The sequence below is a fragment of the Candidatus Omnitrophota bacterium genome, assembly GCA_028715965.1.
Lineage (GTDB): Bacteria > Omnitrophota > Gorgyraeia > Tantalellales > Tantalellaceae > JAQUQS01.
The window spans coordinates 35,694-52,565 of the sequence record JAQUQS010000001.1 but is presented as its reverse complement, the minus strand read 5'-3'; the positions used below and the strand labels follow the sequence as shown (position 1 = coordinate 52,565).

The 16,872-nt window shown below is 49.5% G+C and carries 31 protein-coding genes; all 31 read left to right on the top strand.

Annotated elements, in window-relative coordinates:
- The first annotated feature begins 56 nt into the window (after positions 1–56).
- The 31 genes from tuf to rplQ all read left to right on the top strand — a co-directional run bounded on the left by tuf (position 57) and on the right by rplQ (position 16,853).
- A complete protein-coding gene (gene tuf / locus PHH49_00320) occupies positions 57–1,253 on the top strand; it encodes an elongation factor Tu (GenBank protein MDD5487400.1) in 1,197 nt (398 codons plus the stop codon).
- An 18-nt stretch (positions 1,254–1,271) separates the two neighbouring features.
- Positions 1,272–1,589 (top strand): 30S ribosomal protein S10, encoded by a 318-nt coding sequence (gene rpsJ, locus PHH49_00315; protein MDD5487399.1) that lies wholly within the window; start codon positions 1,272–1,274, stop codon positions 1,587–1,589.
- 118 nt (positions 1,590–1,707) lie between these two features.
- Positions 1,708–2,400, top strand: a complete 693-nt coding sequence (gene rplC / locus PHH49_00310) for a 50S ribosomal protein L3 (GenBank protein MDD5487398.1) — start codon at positions 1,708–1,710, stop codon at positions 2,398–2,400.
- Positions 2,401–2,402: 2 nt separating this feature from the next.
- The gene (rplD, locus tag PHH49_00305) at positions 2,403–3,038 is read left to right on the top strand and encodes a 50S ribosomal protein L4 (GenBank protein MDD5487397.1); all 636 of its coding nucleotides are present in this window, start codon (positions 2,403–2,405) and stop codon (positions 3,036–3,038) included.
- Positions 3,035–3,313 (top strand): 50S ribosomal protein L23, encoded by a 279-nt coding sequence (rplW, locus tag PHH49_00300; protein MDD5487396.1) that lies wholly within the window; start codon positions 3,035–3,037, stop codon positions 3,311–3,313. The genes rplD and rplW overlap by 4 nt, the downstream gene beginning before the upstream one ends.
- 1 nt (position 3,314) lies before the next feature.
- Positions 3,315–4,139: a 50S ribosomal protein L2 gene (gene rplB, locus PHH49_00295; protein ID MDD5487395.1), complete on the top strand. Its 825-nt coding sequence runs from the start codon at positions 3,315–3,317 to the stop codon at positions 4,137–4,139.
- 2 nt (positions 4,140–4,141) lie between these two features.
- Positions 4,142–4,426 carry a 30S ribosomal protein S19 gene (gene rpsS / locus PHH49_00290; protein ID MDD5487394.1) on the top strand — a complete coding sequence of 95 codons (285 nt, stop codon included), beginning with the start codon at positions 4,142–4,144 and terminating at the stop codon, positions 4,424–4,426.
- Positions 4,427–4,467: 41 nt separating this feature from the next.
- Entirely contained in the window at positions 4,468–4,851 is a 384-nt protein-coding gene (gene rplV / locus PHH49_00285; GenBank protein MDD5487393.1) for a 50S ribosomal protein L22, read from the top strand.
- Positions 4,851–5,546 (top strand): 30S ribosomal protein S3, encoded by a 696-nt coding sequence (gene rpsC / locus PHH49_00280; GenBank protein ID MDD5487392.1) that lies wholly within the window; start codon positions 4,851–4,853, stop codon positions 5,544–5,546. Before rplV ends, rpsC begins: the two co-directional genes overlap by 1 nt.
- Positions 5,547–5,552: 6 nt before the next feature.
- Positions 5,553–5,972 (top strand): 50S ribosomal protein L16, encoded by a 420-nt coding sequence (gene rplP, locus PHH49_00275; GenBank protein MDD5487391.1) that lies wholly within the window; start codon positions 5,553–5,555, stop codon positions 5,970–5,972.
- Positions 5,969–6,157 (top strand): 50S ribosomal protein L29, encoded by a 189-nt coding sequence (rpmC, locus tag PHH49_00270; GenBank protein MDD5487390.1) that lies wholly within the window; start codon positions 5,969–5,971, stop codon positions 6,155–6,157. The genes rplP and rpmC overlap by 4 nt, the downstream gene beginning before the upstream one ends.
- Positions 6,154–6,420: a 30S ribosomal protein S17 gene (gene rpsQ / locus PHH49_00265; GenBank protein MDD5487389.1), complete on the top strand. Its 267-nt coding sequence runs from the start codon at positions 6,154–6,156 to the stop codon at positions 6,418–6,420. The genes rpmC and rpsQ overlap by 4 nt, the downstream gene beginning before the upstream one ends.
- 5 nt (positions 6,421–6,425) lie before the next feature.
- Positions 6,426–6,794 (top strand): 50S ribosomal protein L14, encoded by a 369-nt coding sequence (rplN, locus tag PHH49_00260; protein ID MDD5487388.1) that lies wholly within the window; start codon positions 6,426–6,428, stop codon positions 6,792–6,794.
- Between the two features lie 11 nt (positions 6,795–6,805).
- Positions 6,806–7,117: a 50S ribosomal protein L24 gene (gene rplX / locus PHH49_00255; GenBank protein ID MDD5487387.1), complete on the top strand. Its 312-nt coding sequence runs from the start codon at positions 6,806–6,808 to the stop codon at positions 7,115–7,117.
- A 46-nt stretch (positions 7,118–7,163) separates the two neighbouring features.
- Entirely contained in the window at positions 7,164–7,706 is a 543-nt protein-coding gene (gene rplE, locus PHH49_00250) for a 50S ribosomal protein L5 (protein MDD5487386.1), read from the top strand.
- 24 nt (positions 7,707–7,730) lie between these two features.
- The gene (locus PHH49_00245; protein ID MDD5487385.1) at positions 7,731–7,916 is read left to right on the top strand and encodes a type Z 30S ribosomal protein S14; all 186 of its coding nucleotides are present in this window, start codon (positions 7,731–7,733) and stop codon (positions 7,914–7,916) included.
- A 51-nt stretch (positions 7,917–7,967) separates the two neighbouring features.
- The gene (rpsH, locus tag PHH49_00240) at positions 7,968–8,366 is read left to right on the top strand and encodes a 30S ribosomal protein S8 (GenBank protein ID MDD5487384.1); all 399 of its coding nucleotides are present in this window, start codon (positions 7,968–7,970) and stop codon (positions 8,364–8,366) included.
- A 33-nt stretch (positions 8,367–8,399) separates the two neighbouring features.
- Positions 8,400–8,936, top strand: coding sequence for a 50S ribosomal protein L6 (gene rplF, locus PHH49_00235; protein MDD5487383.1), 537 nt, complete (start codon positions 8,400–8,402; stop codon positions 8,934–8,936).
- Positions 8,937–8,955: 19 nt separating this feature from the next.
- Positions 8,956–9,315: a 50S ribosomal protein L18 gene (gene rplR / locus PHH49_00230; GenBank protein ID MDD5487382.1), complete on the top strand. Its 360-nt coding sequence runs from the start codon at positions 8,956–8,958 to the stop codon at positions 9,313–9,315.
- A gap of 13 nt (positions 9,316–9,328) precedes the next feature.
- A complete protein-coding gene (gene rpsE, locus PHH49_00225) occupies positions 9,329–9,904 on the top strand; it encodes a 30S ribosomal protein S5 (protein MDD5487381.1) in 576 nt (191 codons plus the stop codon).
- A gap of 1 nt (position 9,905) precedes the next feature.
- Positions 9,906–10,409: a 50S ribosomal protein L15 gene (rplO, locus tag PHH49_00220; protein MDD5487380.1), complete on the top strand. Its 504-nt coding sequence runs from the start codon at positions 9,906–9,908 to the stop codon at positions 10,407–10,409.
- Positions 10,410–10,432: 23 nt separating this feature from the next.
- The gene (gene secY / locus PHH49_00215; protein MDD5487379.1) at positions 10,433–11,785 is read left to right on the top strand and encodes a preprotein translocase subunit SecY; all 1,353 of its coding nucleotides are present in this window, start codon (positions 10,433–10,435) and stop codon (positions 11,783–11,785) included.
- Positions 11,782–12,456 (top strand): adenylate kinase, encoded by a 675-nt coding sequence (locus PHH49_00210; protein MDD5487378.1) that lies wholly within the window; start codon positions 11,782–11,784, stop codon positions 12,454–12,456. The genes secY and PHH49_00210 overlap by 4 nt, the downstream gene beginning before the upstream one ends.
- Before the next feature lies 1 nt (position 12,457).
- Complete coding sequence (gene map / locus PHH49_00205) at positions 12,458–13,201, top strand: type I methionyl aminopeptidase (protein ID MDD5487377.1); 744 nt, start codon at positions 12,458–12,460, stop codon at positions 13,199–13,201.
- Complete coding sequence (gene infA, locus PHH49_00200; protein ID MDD5487376.1) at positions 13,198–13,419, top strand: translation initiation factor IF-1; 222 nt, start codon at positions 13,198–13,200, stop codon at positions 13,417–13,419. The genes map and infA overlap by 4 nt, the downstream gene beginning before the upstream one ends.
- A 2-nt stretch (positions 13,420–13,421) precedes the next feature.
- Positions 13,422–13,535: a 50S ribosomal protein L36 gene (gene rpmJ, locus PHH49_00195; GenBank protein MDD5487375.1), complete on the top strand. Its 114-nt coding sequence runs from the start codon at positions 13,422–13,424 to the stop codon at positions 13,533–13,535.
- 63 nt (positions 13,536–13,598) lie between these two features.
- Positions 13,599–14,006 (top strand): 30S ribosomal protein S13, encoded by a 408-nt coding sequence (gene rpsM / locus PHH49_00190; GenBank protein MDD5487374.1) that lies wholly within the window; start codon positions 13,599–13,601, stop codon positions 14,004–14,006.
- Positions 14,007–14,035: 29 nt separating this feature from the next.
- Entirely contained in the window at positions 14,036–14,428 is a 393-nt protein-coding gene (gene rpsK, locus PHH49_00185) for a 30S ribosomal protein S11 (protein MDD5487373.1), read from the top strand.
- Positions 14,429–14,501: 73 nt separating this feature from the next.
- A complete protein-coding gene (gene rpsD / locus PHH49_00180) occupies positions 14,502–15,131 on the top strand; it encodes a 30S ribosomal protein S4 (GenBank protein ID MDD5487372.1) in 630 nt (209 codons plus the stop codon).
- Positions 15,132–15,215: 84 nt separating this feature from the next.
- A complete protein-coding gene (locus PHH49_00175; GenBank protein ID MDD5487371.1) occupies positions 15,216–16,205 on the top strand; it encodes a DNA-directed RNA polymerase subunit alpha in 990 nt (329 codons plus the stop codon).
- Between the two features lie 15 nt (positions 16,206–16,220).
- Positions 16,221–16,853: a 50S ribosomal protein L17 gene (gene rplQ, locus PHH49_00170; protein MDD5487370.1), complete on the top strand. Its 633-nt coding sequence runs from the start codon at positions 16,221–16,223 to the stop codon at positions 16,851–16,853.
- Positions 16,854–16,872: the final 19 nt, after the last annotated feature.

The following is a 16,872-nucleotide window of genomic DNA, read 5'->3' as shown; positions in this document are numbered from 1 at the left end:
AGGCCGCCTAATATTATTAATATAAGATTAGGCGGTTCTATTCAAGGAGGTAAGTGATGGCCAAGGAAAAATTTGAACGTAACAAGCCGCATCTGAACATTGGAACGATAGGTCACGTTGACCATGGCAAGACGACGTTAACGGCAGCGATAACGACGTACCTGGCGAACAAAGGTCAGGCAGAGGCGAGGGCGTTCGATACGATCGACAAGGCACCTGAGGAAAAGGAAAGAGGTATCACCATAGCGGTAGCGCACGTTGAATACACGACACCGAAGAGGCATTACGCGCACATAGACTGCCCTGGTCACGCTGACTATATCAAGAACATGATCACCGGGGCCGCGCAGATGGACGGGGCCATACTGGTAGTATCGGCCGCTGACGGTCCGATGCCGCAGACGAGGGAACATATACTTCTGGCCAGGCAGGTCAACGTACCGGCTATAGTCGTATGCATGAACAAGGTGGATATGGTGGACGACCCGGAACTGTTGGACCTTGTGGAACTCGAGATAAGGGAGCTTTTGAGCAAGTACAATTTCCCCGGGGACGACACACCGATAATCAAGGGAAGCGCGTTAAAGGCGCTTGAGGCGAAGGGCGCGCTGGACAATCCGGATTGCGCGTTCATAGACGAGTTGATGAACGCGGTGGACGAGTTCATGCCCGAGCCGAAGAGGGACATAGATAAGCCGTTCCTTTGCCCGATAGAGGACGTGTTCAGCATCACGGGAAGAGGCACAGTTGGTACGGGCAGGATAGAGAGAGGGCAGGTAAAGGTAGGGGAAGAAATAGAGATAGTAGGATTTGGCGACACGAAGAAGAGCACGGTGACCGGGGTAGAGATGTTCCGAAAGCTTCTTGATTCGGGCCAGGCCGGGGACAACGTGGGTATACTGCTCAGGGGTATAGATAAGAAGGACCTTATGAGGGGACAGGTACTGGCGCAGCCGGGATCGATAACCCCGCACACGAAGTTCAAGGCGGAAGTATATGTACTGAGCAAAGAAGAAGGCGGGAGACATACACCGTTCTTCAACGGGTACAGGCCGCAGTTCTACATAAGGACGACGGATGTTACCGGAGTGGTGAAGCTGGCAGAGGGAGTGGAGATGGTAATGCCGGGCGACAACGTATCGATAGAAGTAGAGCTTATAACGCCGGTAGCGCTGGAGAAAGAGCTCAGGTTCGCCATAAGGGAAGGCGGACGTACGGTAGGAGCGGGTGTAATATCAGAGATACTGGCATAAAGGGGATAAGAGGGTAAGATGGCGAATAAAACCAAGGCAGCTAAAATAAGGATACGTCTTAGATCTTTTGACCACAAACTTCTTGATGTATCAATGCAGGAAATAGTGGAGACCGTGAAAAAGACCGGCGGGGCCGTAGTAGGACCGGTACCGCTGCCGACAAGGCGGGAGCTTTATACGGTCCTCAGGTCTCCTCATGTGGACAAGAAGTCGCGTGAGCAGTTCGAGATGAAGACGCATAAGCGCCTTCTGGACATACTGGACCCGACGACGAAGACCATAGACGCTCTTCGCAAGCTTGATCTTCCGGCGGGTGTGGACGTAGAGATAAAGTAAAAGCTATTTGACAGGCACAGAGATCAGTTAGGCCATAGTGGATCCGTGTTCGGGTGGTCATGGAGTGGCCGATGCCTGGTAAGTAATAACAAGAACTATAATATCGAGAGAGGCAAAGATGGTTCCGGGAATTTTAGGGAAGAAAATAGGGATGACCCAGATATTCAGGGAAGACGGCGAGAAAGTGCCGGTAACGGTGCTGGAAGTCGGCCCCTGTCAGGTGCAAGCCGTTAAGGTCAAGGAAAAGGACGGGTATAACGCCGTACAGATGGGTTATGAGGATACAAAAGAGGCCAGACTTAACAAGCCCCAGAGGGAATATGTTAAGGCGCAGAACATAAAGCCTAAAAAGTTCGTGCGTGAGATACGCACCCAGGACGCGCCTGAGGTCAAGGTGGGGGACGAGATAACGAGTGTCATTATACAGAAGGGCGATTATCTTGACATAATCGGGACGTCCAAAGGTAAGGGGTTCCAGGGGGGCATGAAACGCCATAACTGGAACGGCGGTGGAGCGGCCCACGGGTCGATGTCCCACAGGGCGCCCGGTTCGATCGGATCAAGTTCTTATCCGTCAAGGGTGTTCAAAGGCCTTCGCATGGCGGGTCATATGGGCAGTGACCAGACCACGACCCAGAATCTCGAGGTAGTGGATGTAGACCCGGGGAAGAACATAGTCGCGGTAAAAGGCGCGGTACCCGGCGCCAACGGGACATATCTGGTCATAAAGTATGCCAAGAAAAAGCCGATAGCGCCTCGTGTCGAGGAAAAGGCTGAGGATAAAGAAGAAAACAAAGAAGGTAAAGAATAGAAATGGAACAGGTTAACACACGATTACCGATCTATGATCTTAACGGCAAGGTCGTAGATAACATCCAGCTTGATGAGAAGATATTCGACGGTCAGGTCAATACGGACCTTCTCTATGAAGCCAAGAAGATGTATGAGAACAATACCAGGCAGGGCAACGCGTCCACAAAGACACGCGCTGATGTGGAAGGCGGCGGGAAAAAACCCTGGAGACAAAAGGGGACCGGTCGCGCCAGGGTAGGATCTTCCAGGAACCCTGTTTGGCGGCATGGTGGAGTGACTTTCGGCCCCAAGCCGCGTGACCTCAAATATTCAATGCCCAAAAAGGCGCTCAGGAAAGCCCTGCTTTCCGGACTTAACGCGCGTTTAGTGGAACAGATGATAAAGCCGGTCGTTAAGCTGGAGGTAAAGGACAACAAGACAAAGGGGTTCAAGACCATACTGGAGAACCTTAAGGTCAGCGGAAAGATACTGGTAGTAGTGGAAGCAATGGAGGACGGCGTCAGGATGTCCTCGCGCAACATAACCAAGGTCAGCCTTATCGAGGAAAGGAATCTTAACGTCCGCGACGTCCTGTTGAACGAATGTATTGTGATAGAAAAAGTTGCATTGGAAAAACTTTCTGAGAGGTTGAAATGAAAACGTCGCACGATGTATTAAAGAACATGATACGTACGGAAAAAGGCACGAACATGCTGCCGCAGAACAAATATGTGTTCAGGGTGGATAAACGCGCCAACAAGGTCGAAATAAGGAAGGCCGTTGAGGAAATATATAAGGTAAAGGTCAAGTCGGTCAACGTGATGAACGTGAACGGGAAGAAAAAAAGGGTAAGATATCATATCGGGAACACACCGTCCTGGAAAAAGGTTATCGTGACCCTTAAACCGGATAACAGAATAGAGGTAACGTAATATGGCGATCAAAAAGTATAGGCCGGTAACGCCGGGAAGGCGGCACGGAAACATAGTTCTCTCCGACGAGATAACGAAAAAGACCCCAGAGAAGTCGCTTACGGAAGCTCTTCGGAAAAAAGGTGGTCGTAATAATCTCGGGCGGATAACATCGAGAGGCAAGGGCGGCGGGCATAAAAGAAGGTATCGCCTGGTCGACTTCAAGTACAGCAAGAAAGGCATAACGGGGACCGTGGAGGCGATAGAATATGACCCTAACCGTTCCGCTAACATAGCGCTCATAAAATACGCGGATAACACGATAGGGTATATCATAGCTCCGTTCGGCATAAAGGTCGGAGGTACCATACAGTGCGGGCCGGGTTCGAAGATAGAAGTAGGTAATTCCATGCCACTCAAAGATATCCCGGTCGGTACGGAAATATATTGCATAGAAATGGACCCGGGACACGGTGCCAAAATAGCGCGTTCAGCCGGGAACAACGCCATACTTATGGCCAAGGACGGCGGTAACGCCCACATAAACATGCCCAGCGGAGAGGTACGCCTTGTAAAAGAGAATTGTTACGCGACCATAGGCAGGGTAGGCAACCTGGAACACGAGAACGTAGCGATCGGTAAAGCCGGAAGGTCCAGATATATGGGGAGGCGTCCACTGTCGAGAGCGGTAGCAAAGAACCCGGTCGACCATCCCATGGGTGGAGGCGAAGGTAAATCATCCGGTGGAAGACATCCTGTTACCCCTTGGGGAAAGATAACGAAGGGCTTGAAGACCCGTAGAAAAGGCAAGGCCTCAAGCAGCAAAATAATCAAACGGAGGAAGTAAAAATGTCAAGGTCGATCAAAAAAGGGCCTTTCGTCAACGATAAGCTGATGAAAAAGGTCAGGCAGATACAGGAAACGGGCAGCAAGAAGCCCATAAAAACCTGGTCGAGAAGCTCGGTCATCCTGCCTGAGTTCGTAGGTATGACGATATCCGTACATAACGGCAAGATATTCCATCCGTTGTTCATAACGGAGAACATGGTCGGGCATAAACTAGGGGAGTTCGCGCCAACGCGTACGTTCAGGAGTCACGGCGCCGCGACCAAGGTATCGACCGATAAGACGTAATTGGCGTATAAGACAAATTTGAACATATAGAGGAGTAAGAGATGCTCGCTAAAGCAGAGGTAAGATATGTAAGGATGTCGGCCCGTAAGGTCAGGCTGGTGCTGGACCTGATCAAGGGTAAAACGGTTGAGGAAGCAGGTTTCATCCTGGATAACACGGCCAAGGGCGCGTGTGCTTCGATAAAGAAGGTCCTGGATTCAGCTTTTGCCAACGCCAACAACAACAGGCAGGAAAAGCTTCTGGCCAAAGAAGTCGTTATATCCGGTATAAAGGCGGACGGCGGACCGATGTTCAAGAGGTACCGCGCGGCGACCATGGGAAGGGCCGCCGTGATAAGGCATAGGACCACGCACATATGTGTTGAACTGGATATGGCCGGTTCGACCGAGAAAACAAAAAAAAGGAAGACCAAGGAGAATAAGTAATGGGGCAAAAAGTTCATCCTACAAGTTTCCGTATAGGTGTCACAAAGGAATGGGGCAGCCGCTGGTACGCTACAAAGGCGGATTTTGCCGAGAAGTTGCACCAGGATATCAGGATACGGAATCTCATAAACAAGGAATTGTCATCCGGGGCGATATCCCACGTTGACATAGAGAGGGCCAGTAATCGTGTGCGTGTTTCTGTTTATTCCGGGAAACCCGGTATGGTGATAGGCCGTAAGGGTGCCCAGATAGAAAAGCTCAAAGAGACCGTGCAGAGCATTGTTGGTGACCAGACAAAGCTTTTCATCGATATAAAAGAGGTCCAGAACCCGGGGTTGGACGCGCAGATAGTGGCCGAGAACATATCATACCAGCTGGAAAAGAGGATCGCGTTCCGCCGGGCCATGAAGAAAACGGTACAGGCACACAAGGATTCCGGTGGAAAAGGTATAAAGATCAGATGTTCCGGAAGGCTGGGCGGGGCTGAAATAGCGAGAAGTGAGAGCTACAAGTGGGGAAAAGTACCGCTTCAGACGATAAGGGCGGATATTGATTACGGTTTCGCGGAAGCAAGGACCACCTATGGGATCATAGGCGTTAAGGTCTGGATATACAGGGGCGACAAGTACGACAAGGGTGTCGGTACGGAAAAGGTCGAAGTGAAGAAAAAAGATAAGAAGGATATAGAGGAGTAGATTATCATGGCTTTGATGCCCAAACGAGTCAAATATAGAAAACAGCAGAGGGGTCGTCGTAAAGGCGCCAGTTACGCTTGCTCGACCTTGAGTTTCGGGGAATTCGGACTTAAGGCGATAGAAACGGCGTGGATGACCGACAAACAGATAGAAGCCGCCAGGGTAGCGCTTATGAGGAAGACAGGAAGGGCCGGCAAACTTTGGATCAGGGTGTTCCCTGATAAGTCCATAACCAAGATAGCGGCTGAGACCCGTATGGGAAAAGGTAAAGGTTCACCGGTAGGATGGGTGGCCGTGGTCAAGAAAGGCCGGATCATATTCGAGATGGAAGGCGTACCTTCCGATATGGCCAGGGAAGCGTTCAGGCTGGCCGCGCATAAACTGCCGATGAAAACGAAATATATATCAAGGGGAGGGAAGTCTTGAAGCCGAGCGAGATCAGGAATATGACGGAAGCTGAAATAGAACAGAAGCTTATCGCCCTTAAAGAACAACTTTTCAAGTTGAGGGAAGAAATGGTGAACGGCAGGGTAGAAAGACCCAGCAGGTTTGGCATTATAAGGCGTGATATAGCCAGATGCAACACTATATTGAAGGAGAAAAGGTCGTGAAAAAAGCTAAACCTAACCAGAAAACGATAGTGGGTCGCGTAGTAAGCGACAAAATGGATAAGAGCGTTACGGTCGAGTGGGAGATACAGAAGCAGCATCCCCTTTATAAGAAGTCATTTAAGCGCCATGTGAAGGTAAAAGCGCACGATGAAAAGAACGAGGCTTCGCAGGGTGATGTGGTGAAAATAATCGAAACACGTCCGATCTCAAAAGATAAAAGATACAGGATCATAGAAATAATCGAAAAAGGGCAAAGGGGTTAACGGCCATGATAGTAATGGGGACAAAACTCGAAGTCGCGGACAATACCGGAGCAAAAAAAGCTTCCATGATAGGGGTTCTTGGTCGGTCGGGCAAAAGTTCTGCCACGATCGGGGATATTATAACGTGTAATATAAAGGAGTCGACCCCTACTGCTGACGTTAAAAAGGGGGAAGTAGTACGCGGCGTCATAGTAAGGACCGCTTATCCGATCAAGCGTAAGGACGGTACGGTCCTGAAATTCGATCATAATGCGGTCGTCATAATTGATAAGGACGGGAACCCGCGTGGGACGCGTGTTTTCGGCCCGGTTGCCAGAGAGCTTCGCAGGAAGAATTTCATGAAGATCGTATCACTGGCACCCGAAGTGCTGTAGGAGGGAAATAGATGTCGAGGATAAAGAAGAACGATATGGTGAAAGTAATAGCCGGTAAGGACAAAGGCAAGTCAGGTAAGGTCCTGAGGGTGATCCCCGCGGATTCCAAGGTCATAGTACAGGGGGTTAATTTCGTTAAGAAACACGCGAAACGCACCAGGCAGGACGACAAGGGCGGGATAATCCATAAGGAAGCCCCTGTGAACATGTCCAACCTGATGGTCATATGTAAGGGATGTAACAGTGTGACAAGAGTGGGTGCCGACATGCTTAAGGATGGCAGCAAGGTCAGGTACTGCAAGAACTGTAAGGAAGTGCTGTAGATCGGGGCAATAAGGGTATCCACAATATAAACAGGAGAAAGCGCTCATGGCAAGGCTTAAAGAGATGTATGAGAAAGAAATAGTGCCGAGTTTGATAGAGGAGTTCGGCTACAAGAACAAGATGCAGGTCCCGAAGCTCGAGAAGATAGTAGTGAACGTCGGCATGGGGGAGATGGCGCACCAGAAAGACCTTATAGAGCCCATCAGGGATGAGCTCGCGACGATAACGGGCCAGAGACCTCTTCTCACAAGGTCGAAAAAGGCTATCTCGAACTTTAAGATAAGGGAAGGCGTGCCTGTCGGATATAAGGTAACGCTCAGGAAGGACCTGATGTATGAGTTCCTTGACCGGCTCATCAACTTCGTTATCCCGCGTATACGCGATTTCAGGGGAGTTTCCGCGACCGCGTTTGACCATGCCGGTAACTACACCCTGGGGCTCAAGGAACAGACGATATTCCCGGAACTTGAACTGGACAAAGTCCCGGTGACGCATGGTATGGACATATGTTTCGTAACTTCGGCAAAGACCAAGGAAGAGACCATGAGCCTGCTCAAGGGTTTCGGCATGCCGTTCGCGAAAAAATAAGAAAAGGACACAAAGGGATCAAGTATGGCAAAAAAAGGGCTTATAGAGAAATCGAAGAGAGAACCTAAATTCAGCACAAGGGTGATAACCCGGTGCCAGAATTGTGGCAGGAAAAAGGGATACTTGAAGAAATTCAAACTTTGCCGTATCTGCTTCAGGGAATTTGCGTCGAAAGGTCTTATTCCTGGAGTGAAAAAGGCGAGCTGGTGATCTTTTTCTGATTTTAAAAACACACGATATCAGTAAGAGGGAGAAGAAGACATGAGTGTTACGGATTTGATAGCTGATCAGCTTACCGTTATAAGGAACGCTATAATGGTCAAGAAAAAGACCGTGATAATAAAAAGGTCCGGGATCATTGAGGGGATAATGGGGATCCTTAAAAAAGAGGGATTTATCGATAATTACCAGGTGATCGAGGACAATAAACAGGGAAAGATAAAGGTATACCTCAAGTATACCGAGGGCGAACTTCCGGTGATGGAGAACCTGAAGAAAATATCCAAACCGGGGTTGAAGACCTATATATCCGCCAAAGACGTGAAGAACATAAGGGGCGGTGTGGGATTGGCCATATATTCAACGAGTAAGGGGCTTCTTACAGATAAGGAAGCCAAAGAGCAGGGGATCGGCGGGGAACTGATCTGCCAGGTCTGGTAGGCAATAATAACGGGTAATATGAGGAGAATATAAATGTCAAGAGTAGGTAAGCGAGCGATAGACCTCCCTTCGGGGATAAAGGCCGAAATGGCCGGGAACAAGATAAAGGTCGAGGGAAAAGGTAAGTCTCTCGAGCATGTGATCCCGGAAGGTTTTGTTGTGGAGATAGCCGACAATAAGATCAGTATAACCAGGCCGTCCGATTCCAGGCAGCATAAGACACTTCACGGTACTACGAGAAGTCTGGTACAGAACATGGTCACCGGGCTCAGCAAAGGGTTCCAGAAGAAGCTGCAGATACAAGGTGTTGGGTATAAGGCGCAGATGAAAGGGAAGACCCTTGTGCTTGATATAGGGTTCTCACACACGGTCAACTATACCCCGGACCAGGATGTTTCGATAGAGACCCCTACTCCTACCGAGATATTGGTCAAGGGTGTGGATAAACAAAAGGTCGGCGCAGTAGCCGCCGAGATAAGGGCGTACTATCCCCCGGAGCCGTATAAAGGCAAAGGGATAAGGTACGAGGGTGAATATGTCAGACAGAAACAGGGTAAGAGCATAGCCTAATAGTAGAGAAGGTATAGACATGGACAAGATAGAAAGAAAGAACAGAAGAAAAAAGTCGATAAGAAAAAAAGTATTCGGTACGCCGGAAAGGCCACGTATGGCCGTCCAGAAGAGCAACAAATCCCTTTACGTGCAGATAATAGATGATGTGCAGGGCGTGACAATATGCGGGGCTTCGTCACAAAGCGCGTCCGGTGGGGAGAAAAAGACCGTGTCCATGAAGAACACTAATTTTGCTACGGTGCTCGGCGAGGCGATAGCGAAAATAGCCGGGGAGAAAGGCGTAAAAAAAGTGGTCTTTGACAGGGCGGGCAACCGTTACCACGGTGTAATTAAGGCGCTTGCGGATGCGGCACGAAAAGGTGGTCTGGAATTCTAATATTGGAGGACAAATGTCTAAGGAAGAAAGAAAAGAATTTACGAAGAAGAACGAGGATGAAGCGAAGGGCGTAAAGAAAACGCCAGGAAGCGACAATACCAAGAAGGCTGTCGAGGCTGAGCTTCGGGATGAAGACGGAGGCGGTCCCGAGGTCGAACTTATAGAGCGCGTAATAAAGATCAACAGGGTCTCTAAGGTCGTAAAGGGAGGTAAGAATTTCTCTTTCAGCGCCTTGGTCGTTACTGGTGATGGTAGAGGCCGTGTAGGAATGGGATTCGGTAAATCCAACGAGGTAGTGGAGGCGATAAGGAAAGGCTCCGCGCAGGCGAAAAAAAGCCTTTGTAGCGTATTCGTGGTGAACGGCACTATACCTCATGAGGTCATCGGCAGGTTCAAGGCGTCCGAGGTGGTAATGAAACCAGCGGGTCCCGGTACGGGTGTTATAGCTGGTGGCGCGGTAAGAGCCCTTTGTGATGCCGCGGGGATAAAGAACATACTGACGAAGAGCCTTGGTTCCAGGAATTCCATAAATATAGTCAGGGCTACGTTGAACGGGTTTAAGAACTTAAAAACAACCAGAAGAGGGTGAGATGGGACTTAAAATAGAAGATATCAGGCGGCCCAGGGGTCTGAAATCCAAAGGAAAGCGTAAAGGACGTGGTATAGGTTCAGGACGCGGCAAAACGAGCGGAAAGGGTCATAAAGGGGCCAAGGCCAGAAGTGGCGGCGGTGACTATATACCCGGATTCGAAGGCGGGCAGATGCCTCTGGTGAGGAAATTGCCTAAACGCGGGTTCAGCAATAAGAGGTTCAAAATGACCTATGCCGTGCTCAATGTCTGTACTCTTGAGAGATCCTCTTCTATAGAGGACGGTATGGTGATAGACGGAGATTTTCTTTATAAGAACAAGCTCATACGTAAGAAACGAGTTCCCTATAAGGTGCTGGGCAAGGGTAAGCTCAGTAAGGCCCTGACGGTCAAGGCGAACGCTTTCAGCGAAACCGCCAAGTCCGCCATAGAGAACGCGGGTGGTAAGACAGAAGTAACGGCTTTTCCCGGAACGGTTTCCGGTAAGCCTGGGAAAGAGAAATAAAGTCAACCTTACGGGAGATACTGGTGTTTGAATCTTTTGGTAACATATTCAGGATACCGGACCTTAAGAAAAAGGTGCTTTTCACGCTTGCTATTATAGCCGTGTATCGCATAGGCGCTTTCGTGCCTACACCCGGTATAGACGGGGTCAAGCTCGCGCAGTTCTTTGATAACATGGCAAGGACCCAGGGTGGTACACTTTTTGGCATAATGAACATGTTCTCCGGAGGAGCCATAGAGCGCCTGACGATCTTTGCTTTGGGTATCATGCCATACATATCGGCGTCCATTATCCTGCAGCTTTTGACGACCGTTATCCCGGCGCTCGAAAGGCTGGCAAGACAGGGTGAAGAAGGACGGAAGACCATAACACAGTATACACGATATGGTACGGTAGTGTTGTCGGTCATACAGGCGTTCTTTATCGCGCTATGGCTGGAGAATCCCGCGCATTTCCAGGGTATGCAGATAGTGCAATATCCCGGGTGGGGTTTCAGGATATTAACGGTGCTGACACTTACTACGGGAACAGCTTTCATAATGTGGCTTGGCGAACAGATACAGGAAAAAGGGATCGGGAACGGGATATCCCTGATAATAACCGCAGGTATAGTATCCAGGCTGCCAGCTGCCATTCTGCAGCTAATATCGCTGGCGACACCGGGGAATGAAGGTGGGGAAGCGCAGATAGATCCTTTCAAGCTGGTCCTTTTGGCAGTCATGTTCGTGGTCGTTGTTATCGCTGTGGTAATGATCACGCAAGGACAGAGGAAGATACCTATACAATACGCCAAACGGGTCGTAGGCAGGAAGATATACGGCGGCCAGACCACGTATATACCGCTCAGGGTGAACCAGGGAGGGGTTATCCCCATCATCTTCGCGCAGTCCATAATACTTTTCCCGGCGACCATAGCCGGTTTTGTACAGAACAAAGCGGTACATGGAGTGGCCAGCGCGCTTATGATGGGCAGGCCCATGTATTATGTGGTGTATTCACTGCTCATCCTGTTCTTCTGTTATTTTTACGCGGCTATAACCTTTAACCCCATAGATATGGCCAACAACATGAAAAGGTTCGGCGGGTTCGTGCCGGGTATACGTCCGGGAAAACCGACCGCGGAATACCTGGATTTCATCATGACGAGGATCACCCTTCCGGGCGCGGCATTCCTGACGATCATTGCTATATTGCCGGGAATAATAAACAGCCGTATTGGCATACCGTATCTCGTGGCGAGTTTCTTCGGCGGGACAGGGCTTCTCATCATCGTGGGTGTTATGCTGGACACTATGCGCCAGATAGAGTCCCATATGTTGATGAGGCATTATGAGGGGTTCATGAAAAAAGGAAGGGTCAAGGGTCGGCTGACATGATGAAAAAGGGACCTTTCGACCTGGTGCTTCTGGGCCCTCCGGGTGCGGGTAAAGGCACTCAGGCCGCGTATCTGGCTAAAGCTTACGGGCTATTGCACATATCCACAGGTGATATGCTCAGGCAGGCTGTAAAGGATGGCGGCGTGACGGGGCTTGAGGTAAAAAGATATATGGAAGCTGGAGAGCTTGTCCCCGACGACATAGTCACGAAAAGCGTGGTGGAGCGTATGGGGAAACCCGATGCTTCCAGCGGGGTCATGCTTGACGGGTATCCGCGCAACAGCGCGCAGGCCGGGACGCTGGATGAGTCTTTAAGCGAAGAAGGCCGGGAGCTGGCGACCGTATTGTATTTTAATACACCGGAAGAAGTGGTCATACAACGGCTCTCGGGACGGCGTGTATGCAAGCAATGTGGAAAGAACTACCACGTGACCAATATGCCATCCGCGAAAGAGGGCGTATGTGATATCTGCGGCGGCGAACTTATACAGAGGAAAGACGATAACATTGATACGATAAAGAACAGGTTGAACGTATACAAGGACAATACGGCGGACCTTATAAGCTATTACCGGAAAAAGGGAAAGCTTATGGAAGTTGACGGAGGCCTGCCTGCGGGTGAGCTCTTTGAGCAAATAGACGCTCTTTTTAAAAGAGAAGGTCTTATCTGAAATGGCGATCTTGAGAACAGCCGAGGATGTCGAGAAGATCCGTTTTTCCGGCAGTATCCTCAAAAAGGTGTTCGCTGGTATAGAGCATCTGATCCGTCCCGGGATATCGACATCTGATATAGATGCCGAGGCGGAGAGGCTGATCCTGGAGCTTGGTGGAGAACCGGCATTCAAGGGATACAGGGGGTTCCCGGCTACGATATGCGCTTCGGTGAATGAAGTGGTCGTGCACGGGATACCGGACAAGAGTACCATCCTGGAAGAAGGCGATATAATAGGTGTCGATGCCGGGGTCAGGAAGAACGGGTATTATACTGACGCGGCAAGGACTTACGCTGTAGGCAAGATATCTCCCGAAGCGGAAGAGCTTATACGGGTAACATCGGAATGTCTTTCAGCGGGGATAGAAAAAGCGGTTTTAGGTAACAGGGTGTCGGATATATCGAACGCTATACAGCGCCGCGCCGAGAAAGCCGGGATGAAGGAAGTCAGGATGTTCGTGGGACACGGGATCGGAAAACAACTGCATGAGGCTCCCGAAGTACCGAATTGGGGGGAAAAAGGCAGGGGTCCGGTCCTTAAGGAAGGCATGCTGCTGGCTATAGAGCCCATGATAAACCTTGGGACAAGAGATATCAAAGTCCTCTCGGACGGCTGGACGGCAGTGACCAAGGACGGTATGCTCTCAGCTCATTTTGAGGATACCGTGATAGTTGGTAAAGAAAGGGCGGAGAGACTGACATGAGCGCAAAAGAAGAACCTATAGTCGCCATTGGCGAGATAGCGGAGTGTCTGCCCAACGCGATGTTCCGTGTTAAGCTTGAGAACGGACACATGGTGCTGGCTCATGTTTCCGGTAAGATGAGGATGTATTTTATAAGGATAGTCCCCGGGGACAAGGTGACAGTGGAGCTTTCACCTTATGACCTGAGCAGGGGACGCATAATAAAAAGAGAGAAGTGATCATGAAAGTCAGACCAAGCGTAAAGAAAATATGCGGTAAGTGCAAGATAATCAAGAGAAAAGGTGTTGTCAGGGTCATATGCAAGGAGCCCAAGCATAAGCAAAGGCAGGGGTGATCCCCGCCCCCGGGGAATATGTCCTGCTGGATCATATTTTTTGAAAAGTAACAAGGAGATAAGATGCCGAGAATAATAGGTGTGGATATTCCGAAGGAGAAAAGAGTCGAGGTCGCCCTGACCTATATTTATGGGATAGGTCCGGCGCGTGCCAGGAACATACTTGAGCAGGCGGGTATTCCGCCGGAGAAACGGGCCAAGGACCTGGATGACCAGGAAGTTACCAATATAACTAAGATAATACAGGAAAGCTTCCAGGTGGAAGGTGACCTTCGCAGGATGGAGACCGGTAACATAAAGAGGCTTATGGCGATCAATTCATACAGAGGATTGAGGCATAAGAGGAATCTTCCTGTGCGTGGACAGAGGACCAGGACCAATTCGAGGACCAGGAAAGGACCGAAGAGGACCATAGGCGCGTTCAAGGATAAGGCCACCCGCTCGGCTGTTAAGCCCGCGACGCCAAAGTAACAAAAAAGATAAGATTAGAGAGGTAAAAAGTGCAGAAAAAAGCTAAGGTCAGAAAGAAAAAGAAGACAATACACAGAGTGTCTACCGGCAAGGTATTCGTGCACGCGACATTCAACAATACCATAGTTACCGTCACCGATGTTAACGGTAAGGTGCTGTGCTGGAGCTCTCCCGGTGGAGTGGGGTTCAAGGGATCCAGGAAGTCCACGCCTTTTGCCGCGAGTGTCGCGGCGAAAGACGCCGTAAAGAAGGCCAAAATATTCGGCCTTAAGGACGTGGAAGTGCATCTTAAGGGCCCAGGCGGCGGGAAAGAAAGCGCGGTAAGAAGCATAAGGTCCGAAGGTATGAATATAAGTTCGATAATTGATACCACGCCTACACCGCATAACGGTTGCAGGCCGAAGAAAAGAAGAAGAATATGATCGATATGTTGTTCGGGCACCCGTGTTCAGTGCCTGAGGACAGATCGTAAGAAACAAATAAGGAGTAAGATAAATGGCCAGAAATACTTCAGCGTCCTGTAGGCTTTGTCGCAGGGAAGGAGAAAAATTATTCCTCAAGGGGACTAAATGTTCTTCGGCGAACTGTTCTTTCGTAAAACGGGAATACGCGCCGGGTCAGCATGGCCAGGCAAGGGGAAGGAAACCCTCGAACTATTCCATACAGCTAAGGGAAAAACAGAAAGCCAAGAGGATATACGGGCTGCTTGAGACACAGTTCCGCAACTATTTTAAAAAAGCTGAAAAGTCCAGGGGTACCACGGGTGAGGTGCTTCTTCAGTTACTTGAAAGAAGGCTGGACAATGTCATATATAGGGCATGTTTCGCTCATTCAAGGGCGGCTGCCCGGCAGATGGTCGGTCACAGGTTCACCAAGGTCAATGGACGCAAGGTCAACATACCGTCATTTCTTGTCAGTCCGGGAGACGAGATAGAGATGGCAGGGACTAAAGAGCAGATAAAGCAGATCAAGGAGAACGTTAAGCTGCTTGAGGGCAGGGGTGTGCCGGATTGGATCGAGGTTTCGGCCGAGCACCTTGCTATAAAGATAAAGAGGATGCCGTTAAAGAGCGATACAGGCATGACGATAGAAGAGAGCTTGATAGTAGAACTTTATTCAAAATAGCGTTTCGGTTTCCCGTGCCAGGCTGGTAGTATATACGTTTTACGTGCCTGGGCCCGGTTATCTGTTAAAGGAGGATTGATAGAGATGGGGATGAAACTTAAACAATTCGAATTGCCCAAAAGAATAGTCTTCGAGGATGATACGTATAGTAAGACTTACGGCAGGTTCGCGGCTGAACCGTTCGAAAAAGGGTATGGTATAACGGTGGGCAATTCCTTGAGACGGGTGCTCTTGTCTTCCATAGAGGGGACCGCTGTAACGCAGGTGAAACTACAGGGTGTTCTGCATGAGTTCTCGACTATCCCCGGTGTTCTTGAGGATATGAGCCAGATAATAATGAACATAAAAGGACTGGTCCTCAGGTCACATTTTCGCAACCCCAAATCCCTTTTCATCAGCGTCAACAAGAAGGGCGAGGTTAAAGGCGGGGATATAAAGGTCGATGAAACAGTTGAAGTGGTCAACTTGGAACATCATATTGCTACACTCACCGAGGACGTGAGTTTTGAGATGGAGCTTGTGGTCGAGAGGGGCAGGGGGTATGTACCGGCGGAACTTAATAAGACGGGCGATGAGCCTATAGGGCTTTTGGCCGTTGATTCGATGTTCTCTCCCGTTACATGCGTGAACCTTGATGTGGAGAATACCAGGGTCGGGCATATAACCGATTATGATAAGCTTATAATGGAGATACACACCAACGGAAGTATGGAGCCCAAGGATGCCATACTTTACGCGGCCAATATCATGCAGAGACATCTTGACGTGTTCATGACCATAGGTAAGCTTCCCGAAGAGATCGAGGAAGAAGAGGAAGAAACGAAGGAAAGGAAAGAAACGGTAAAGAAGCTTTCCAAGCCTATTTCCGAATTGGAGCTTTCAGTCAGAAGTTCGAACTGTCTCGCGGAAGCGAATATCCGGACCATAGGCGACCTTGTTAAAAGGAAAGAAACAGAGATGCTTAAATATAAGAATTTCGGTAAAAAGTCCCTGAACGAGATAAACAGTGTTCTTTCCTCGATGGGGTTGCATCTCGGTTATGAAGTAGATGAAGAAGAAAAGGAAGAGAAGTAAAGAAAGGGAATATAGATGAGGCACTGCAAGAAAAGAGGAAGATTAGGAAGAAGGACCAGTTGGCGTAAGGCGACCCTTAAATGCCTTGCTAACGATCTGATCAGATATCAGAGGATAGAGACCACCCTGACGAAAGCCAAGACCTTGAGGGTGTTCGTGGAGCCCCTGATAACCATGGCTAAAAAATCCCCGGATTCCGTCACGGCCAGGAGAAGGGCATTCAGTAAACTCTGTGATAAGAGTACGGTGAAGACCCTGTTCGATACGATAGCTCCCCTATATAAAGAAGTGAACGGCGGGTATACCCGTGTCATGGCCCTTGGGACAAGAAGAGGCGATGGGGCGTCCATGGCTATAATAGAGTTCACTAAGAGAAGTATCCCGGATGAAGACCTGCTGGGAAAGACAAAAACCGAGACTAAGTCCAAGACAAAAGCCAAGTCCAAGGCGACAGAGGACAAGTCCGGGGAAAAAGGCACAAAAGACAGCGCAAAACCCGAGAAGAAAGCCCATGTAGCACCTGAGGTCCCGGTAGAGGAAAAGGAAAAACGGGCCGTAGAGGACGTAAGGAAAGAAAAGGCCAGGTCGGAACAGAAAAAACTTTCCGAAAAAGGGCTCTTCAAAAGGTTCAGGAGAAAATCCGTATAGCGCCATCTTTGATGGTCTC

Excerpts from the sequence above, each read along its gene's own strand:
- tuf (MDD5487400.1), top strand. The coding sequence starts at position 57 with ATGGCCAAGGAAAAATTTGAACGTAACAAGCCGCATCTGAACATTGGA.
- rpsJ (MDD5487399.1), top strand. The coding sequence starts at position 1,272 with ATGGCGAATAAAACCAAGGCAGCTAAAATAAGGATACGTCTTAGATCT.
- rplC (MDD5487398.1), top strand. The coding sequence starts at position 1,708 with ATGGTTCCGGGAATTTTAGGGAAGAAAATAGGGATGACCCAGATATTC.
- rplD (MDD5487397.1), top strand. The coding sequence starts at position 2,403 with ATGGAACAGGTTAACACACGATTACCGATCTATGATCTTAACGGCAAG.
- rplW (MDD5487396.1), top strand. The coding sequence starts at position 3,035 with ATGAAAACGTCGCACGATGTATTAAAGAACATGATACGTACGGAAAAA.
- rplB (MDD5487395.1), top strand. The coding sequence starts at position 3,315 with ATGGCGATCAAAAAGTATAGGCCGGTAACGCCGGGAAGGCGGCACGGA.
- rpsS (MDD5487394.1), top strand. The coding sequence starts at position 4,142 with ATGTCAAGGTCGATCAAAAAAGGGCCTTTCGTCAACGATAAGCTGATG.
- rplV (MDD5487393.1), top strand. The coding sequence starts at position 4,468 with ATGCTCGCTAAAGCAGAGGTAAGATATGTAAGGATGTCGGCCCGTAAG.
- rpsC (MDD5487392.1), top strand. The coding sequence starts at position 4,851 with ATGGGGCAAAAAGTTCATCCTACAAGTTTCCGTATAGGTGTCACAAAG.
- rplP (MDD5487391.1), top strand. The coding sequence starts at position 5,553 with ATGGCTTTGATGCCCAAACGAGTCAAATATAGAAAACAGCAGAGGGGT.
- rplN (MDD5487388.1), top strand. The coding sequence starts at position 6,426 with ATGATAGTAATGGGGACAAAACTCGAAGTCGCGGACAATACCGGAGCA.
- rplX (MDD5487387.1), top strand. The coding sequence starts at position 6,806 with ATGTCGAGGATAAAGAAGAACGATATGGTGAAAGTAATAGCCGGTAAG.
- rplE (MDD5487386.1), top strand. The coding sequence starts at position 7,164 with ATGGCAAGGCTTAAAGAGATGTATGAGAAAGAAATAGTGCCGAGTTTG.
- PHH49_00245 (MDD5487385.1), top strand. The coding sequence starts at position 7,731 with ATGGCAAAAAAAGGGCTTATAGAGAAATCGAAGAGAGAACCTAAATTC.
- rpsH (MDD5487384.1), top strand. The coding sequence starts at position 7,968 with ATGAGTGTTACGGATTTGATAGCTGATCAGCTTACCGTTATAAGGAAC.
- rplF (MDD5487383.1), top strand. The coding sequence starts at position 8,400 with ATGTCAAGAGTAGGTAAGCGAGCGATAGACCTCCCTTCGGGGATAAAG.
- rplR (MDD5487382.1), top strand. The coding sequence starts at position 8,956 with ATGGACAAGATAGAAAGAAAGAACAGAAGAAAAAAGTCGATAAGAAAA.
- rpsE (MDD5487381.1), top strand. The coding sequence starts at position 9,329 with ATGTCTAAGGAAGAAAGAAAAGAATTTACGAAGAAGAACGAGGATGAA.
- rplO (MDD5487380.1), top strand. The coding sequence starts at position 9,906 with ATGGGACTTAAAATAGAAGATATCAGGCGGCCCAGGGGTCTGAAATCC.
- PHH49_00210 (MDD5487378.1), top strand. The coding sequence starts at position 11,782 with ATGATGAAAAAGGGACCTTTCGACCTGGTGCTTCTGGGCCCTCCGGGT.
- map (MDD5487377.1), top strand. The coding sequence starts at position 12,458 with ATGGCGATCTTGAGAACAGCCGAGGATGTCGAGAAGATCCGTTTTTCC.
- infA (MDD5487376.1), top strand. The coding sequence starts at position 13,198 with ATGAGCGCAAAAGAAGAACCTATAGTCGCCATTGGCGAGATAGCGGAG.
- rpmJ (MDD5487375.1), top strand. The coding sequence starts at position 13,422 with ATGAAAGTCAGACCAAGCGTAAAGAAAATATGCGGTAAGTGCAAGATA.
- rpsM (MDD5487374.1), top strand. The coding sequence starts at position 13,599 with ATGCCGAGAATAATAGGTGTGGATATTCCGAAGGAGAAAAGAGTCGAG.
- rpsD (MDD5487372.1), top strand. The coding sequence starts at position 14,502 with ATGGCCAGAAATACTTCAGCGTCCTGTAGGCTTTGTCGCAGGGAAGGA.
- PHH49_00175 (MDD5487371.1), top strand. The coding sequence starts at position 15,216 with ATGGGGATGAAACTTAAACAATTCGAATTGCCCAAAAGAATAGTCTTC.
- rplQ (MDD5487370.1), top strand. The coding sequence starts at position 16,221 with ATGAGGCACTGCAAGAAAAGAGGAAGATTAGGAAGAAGGACCAGTTGG.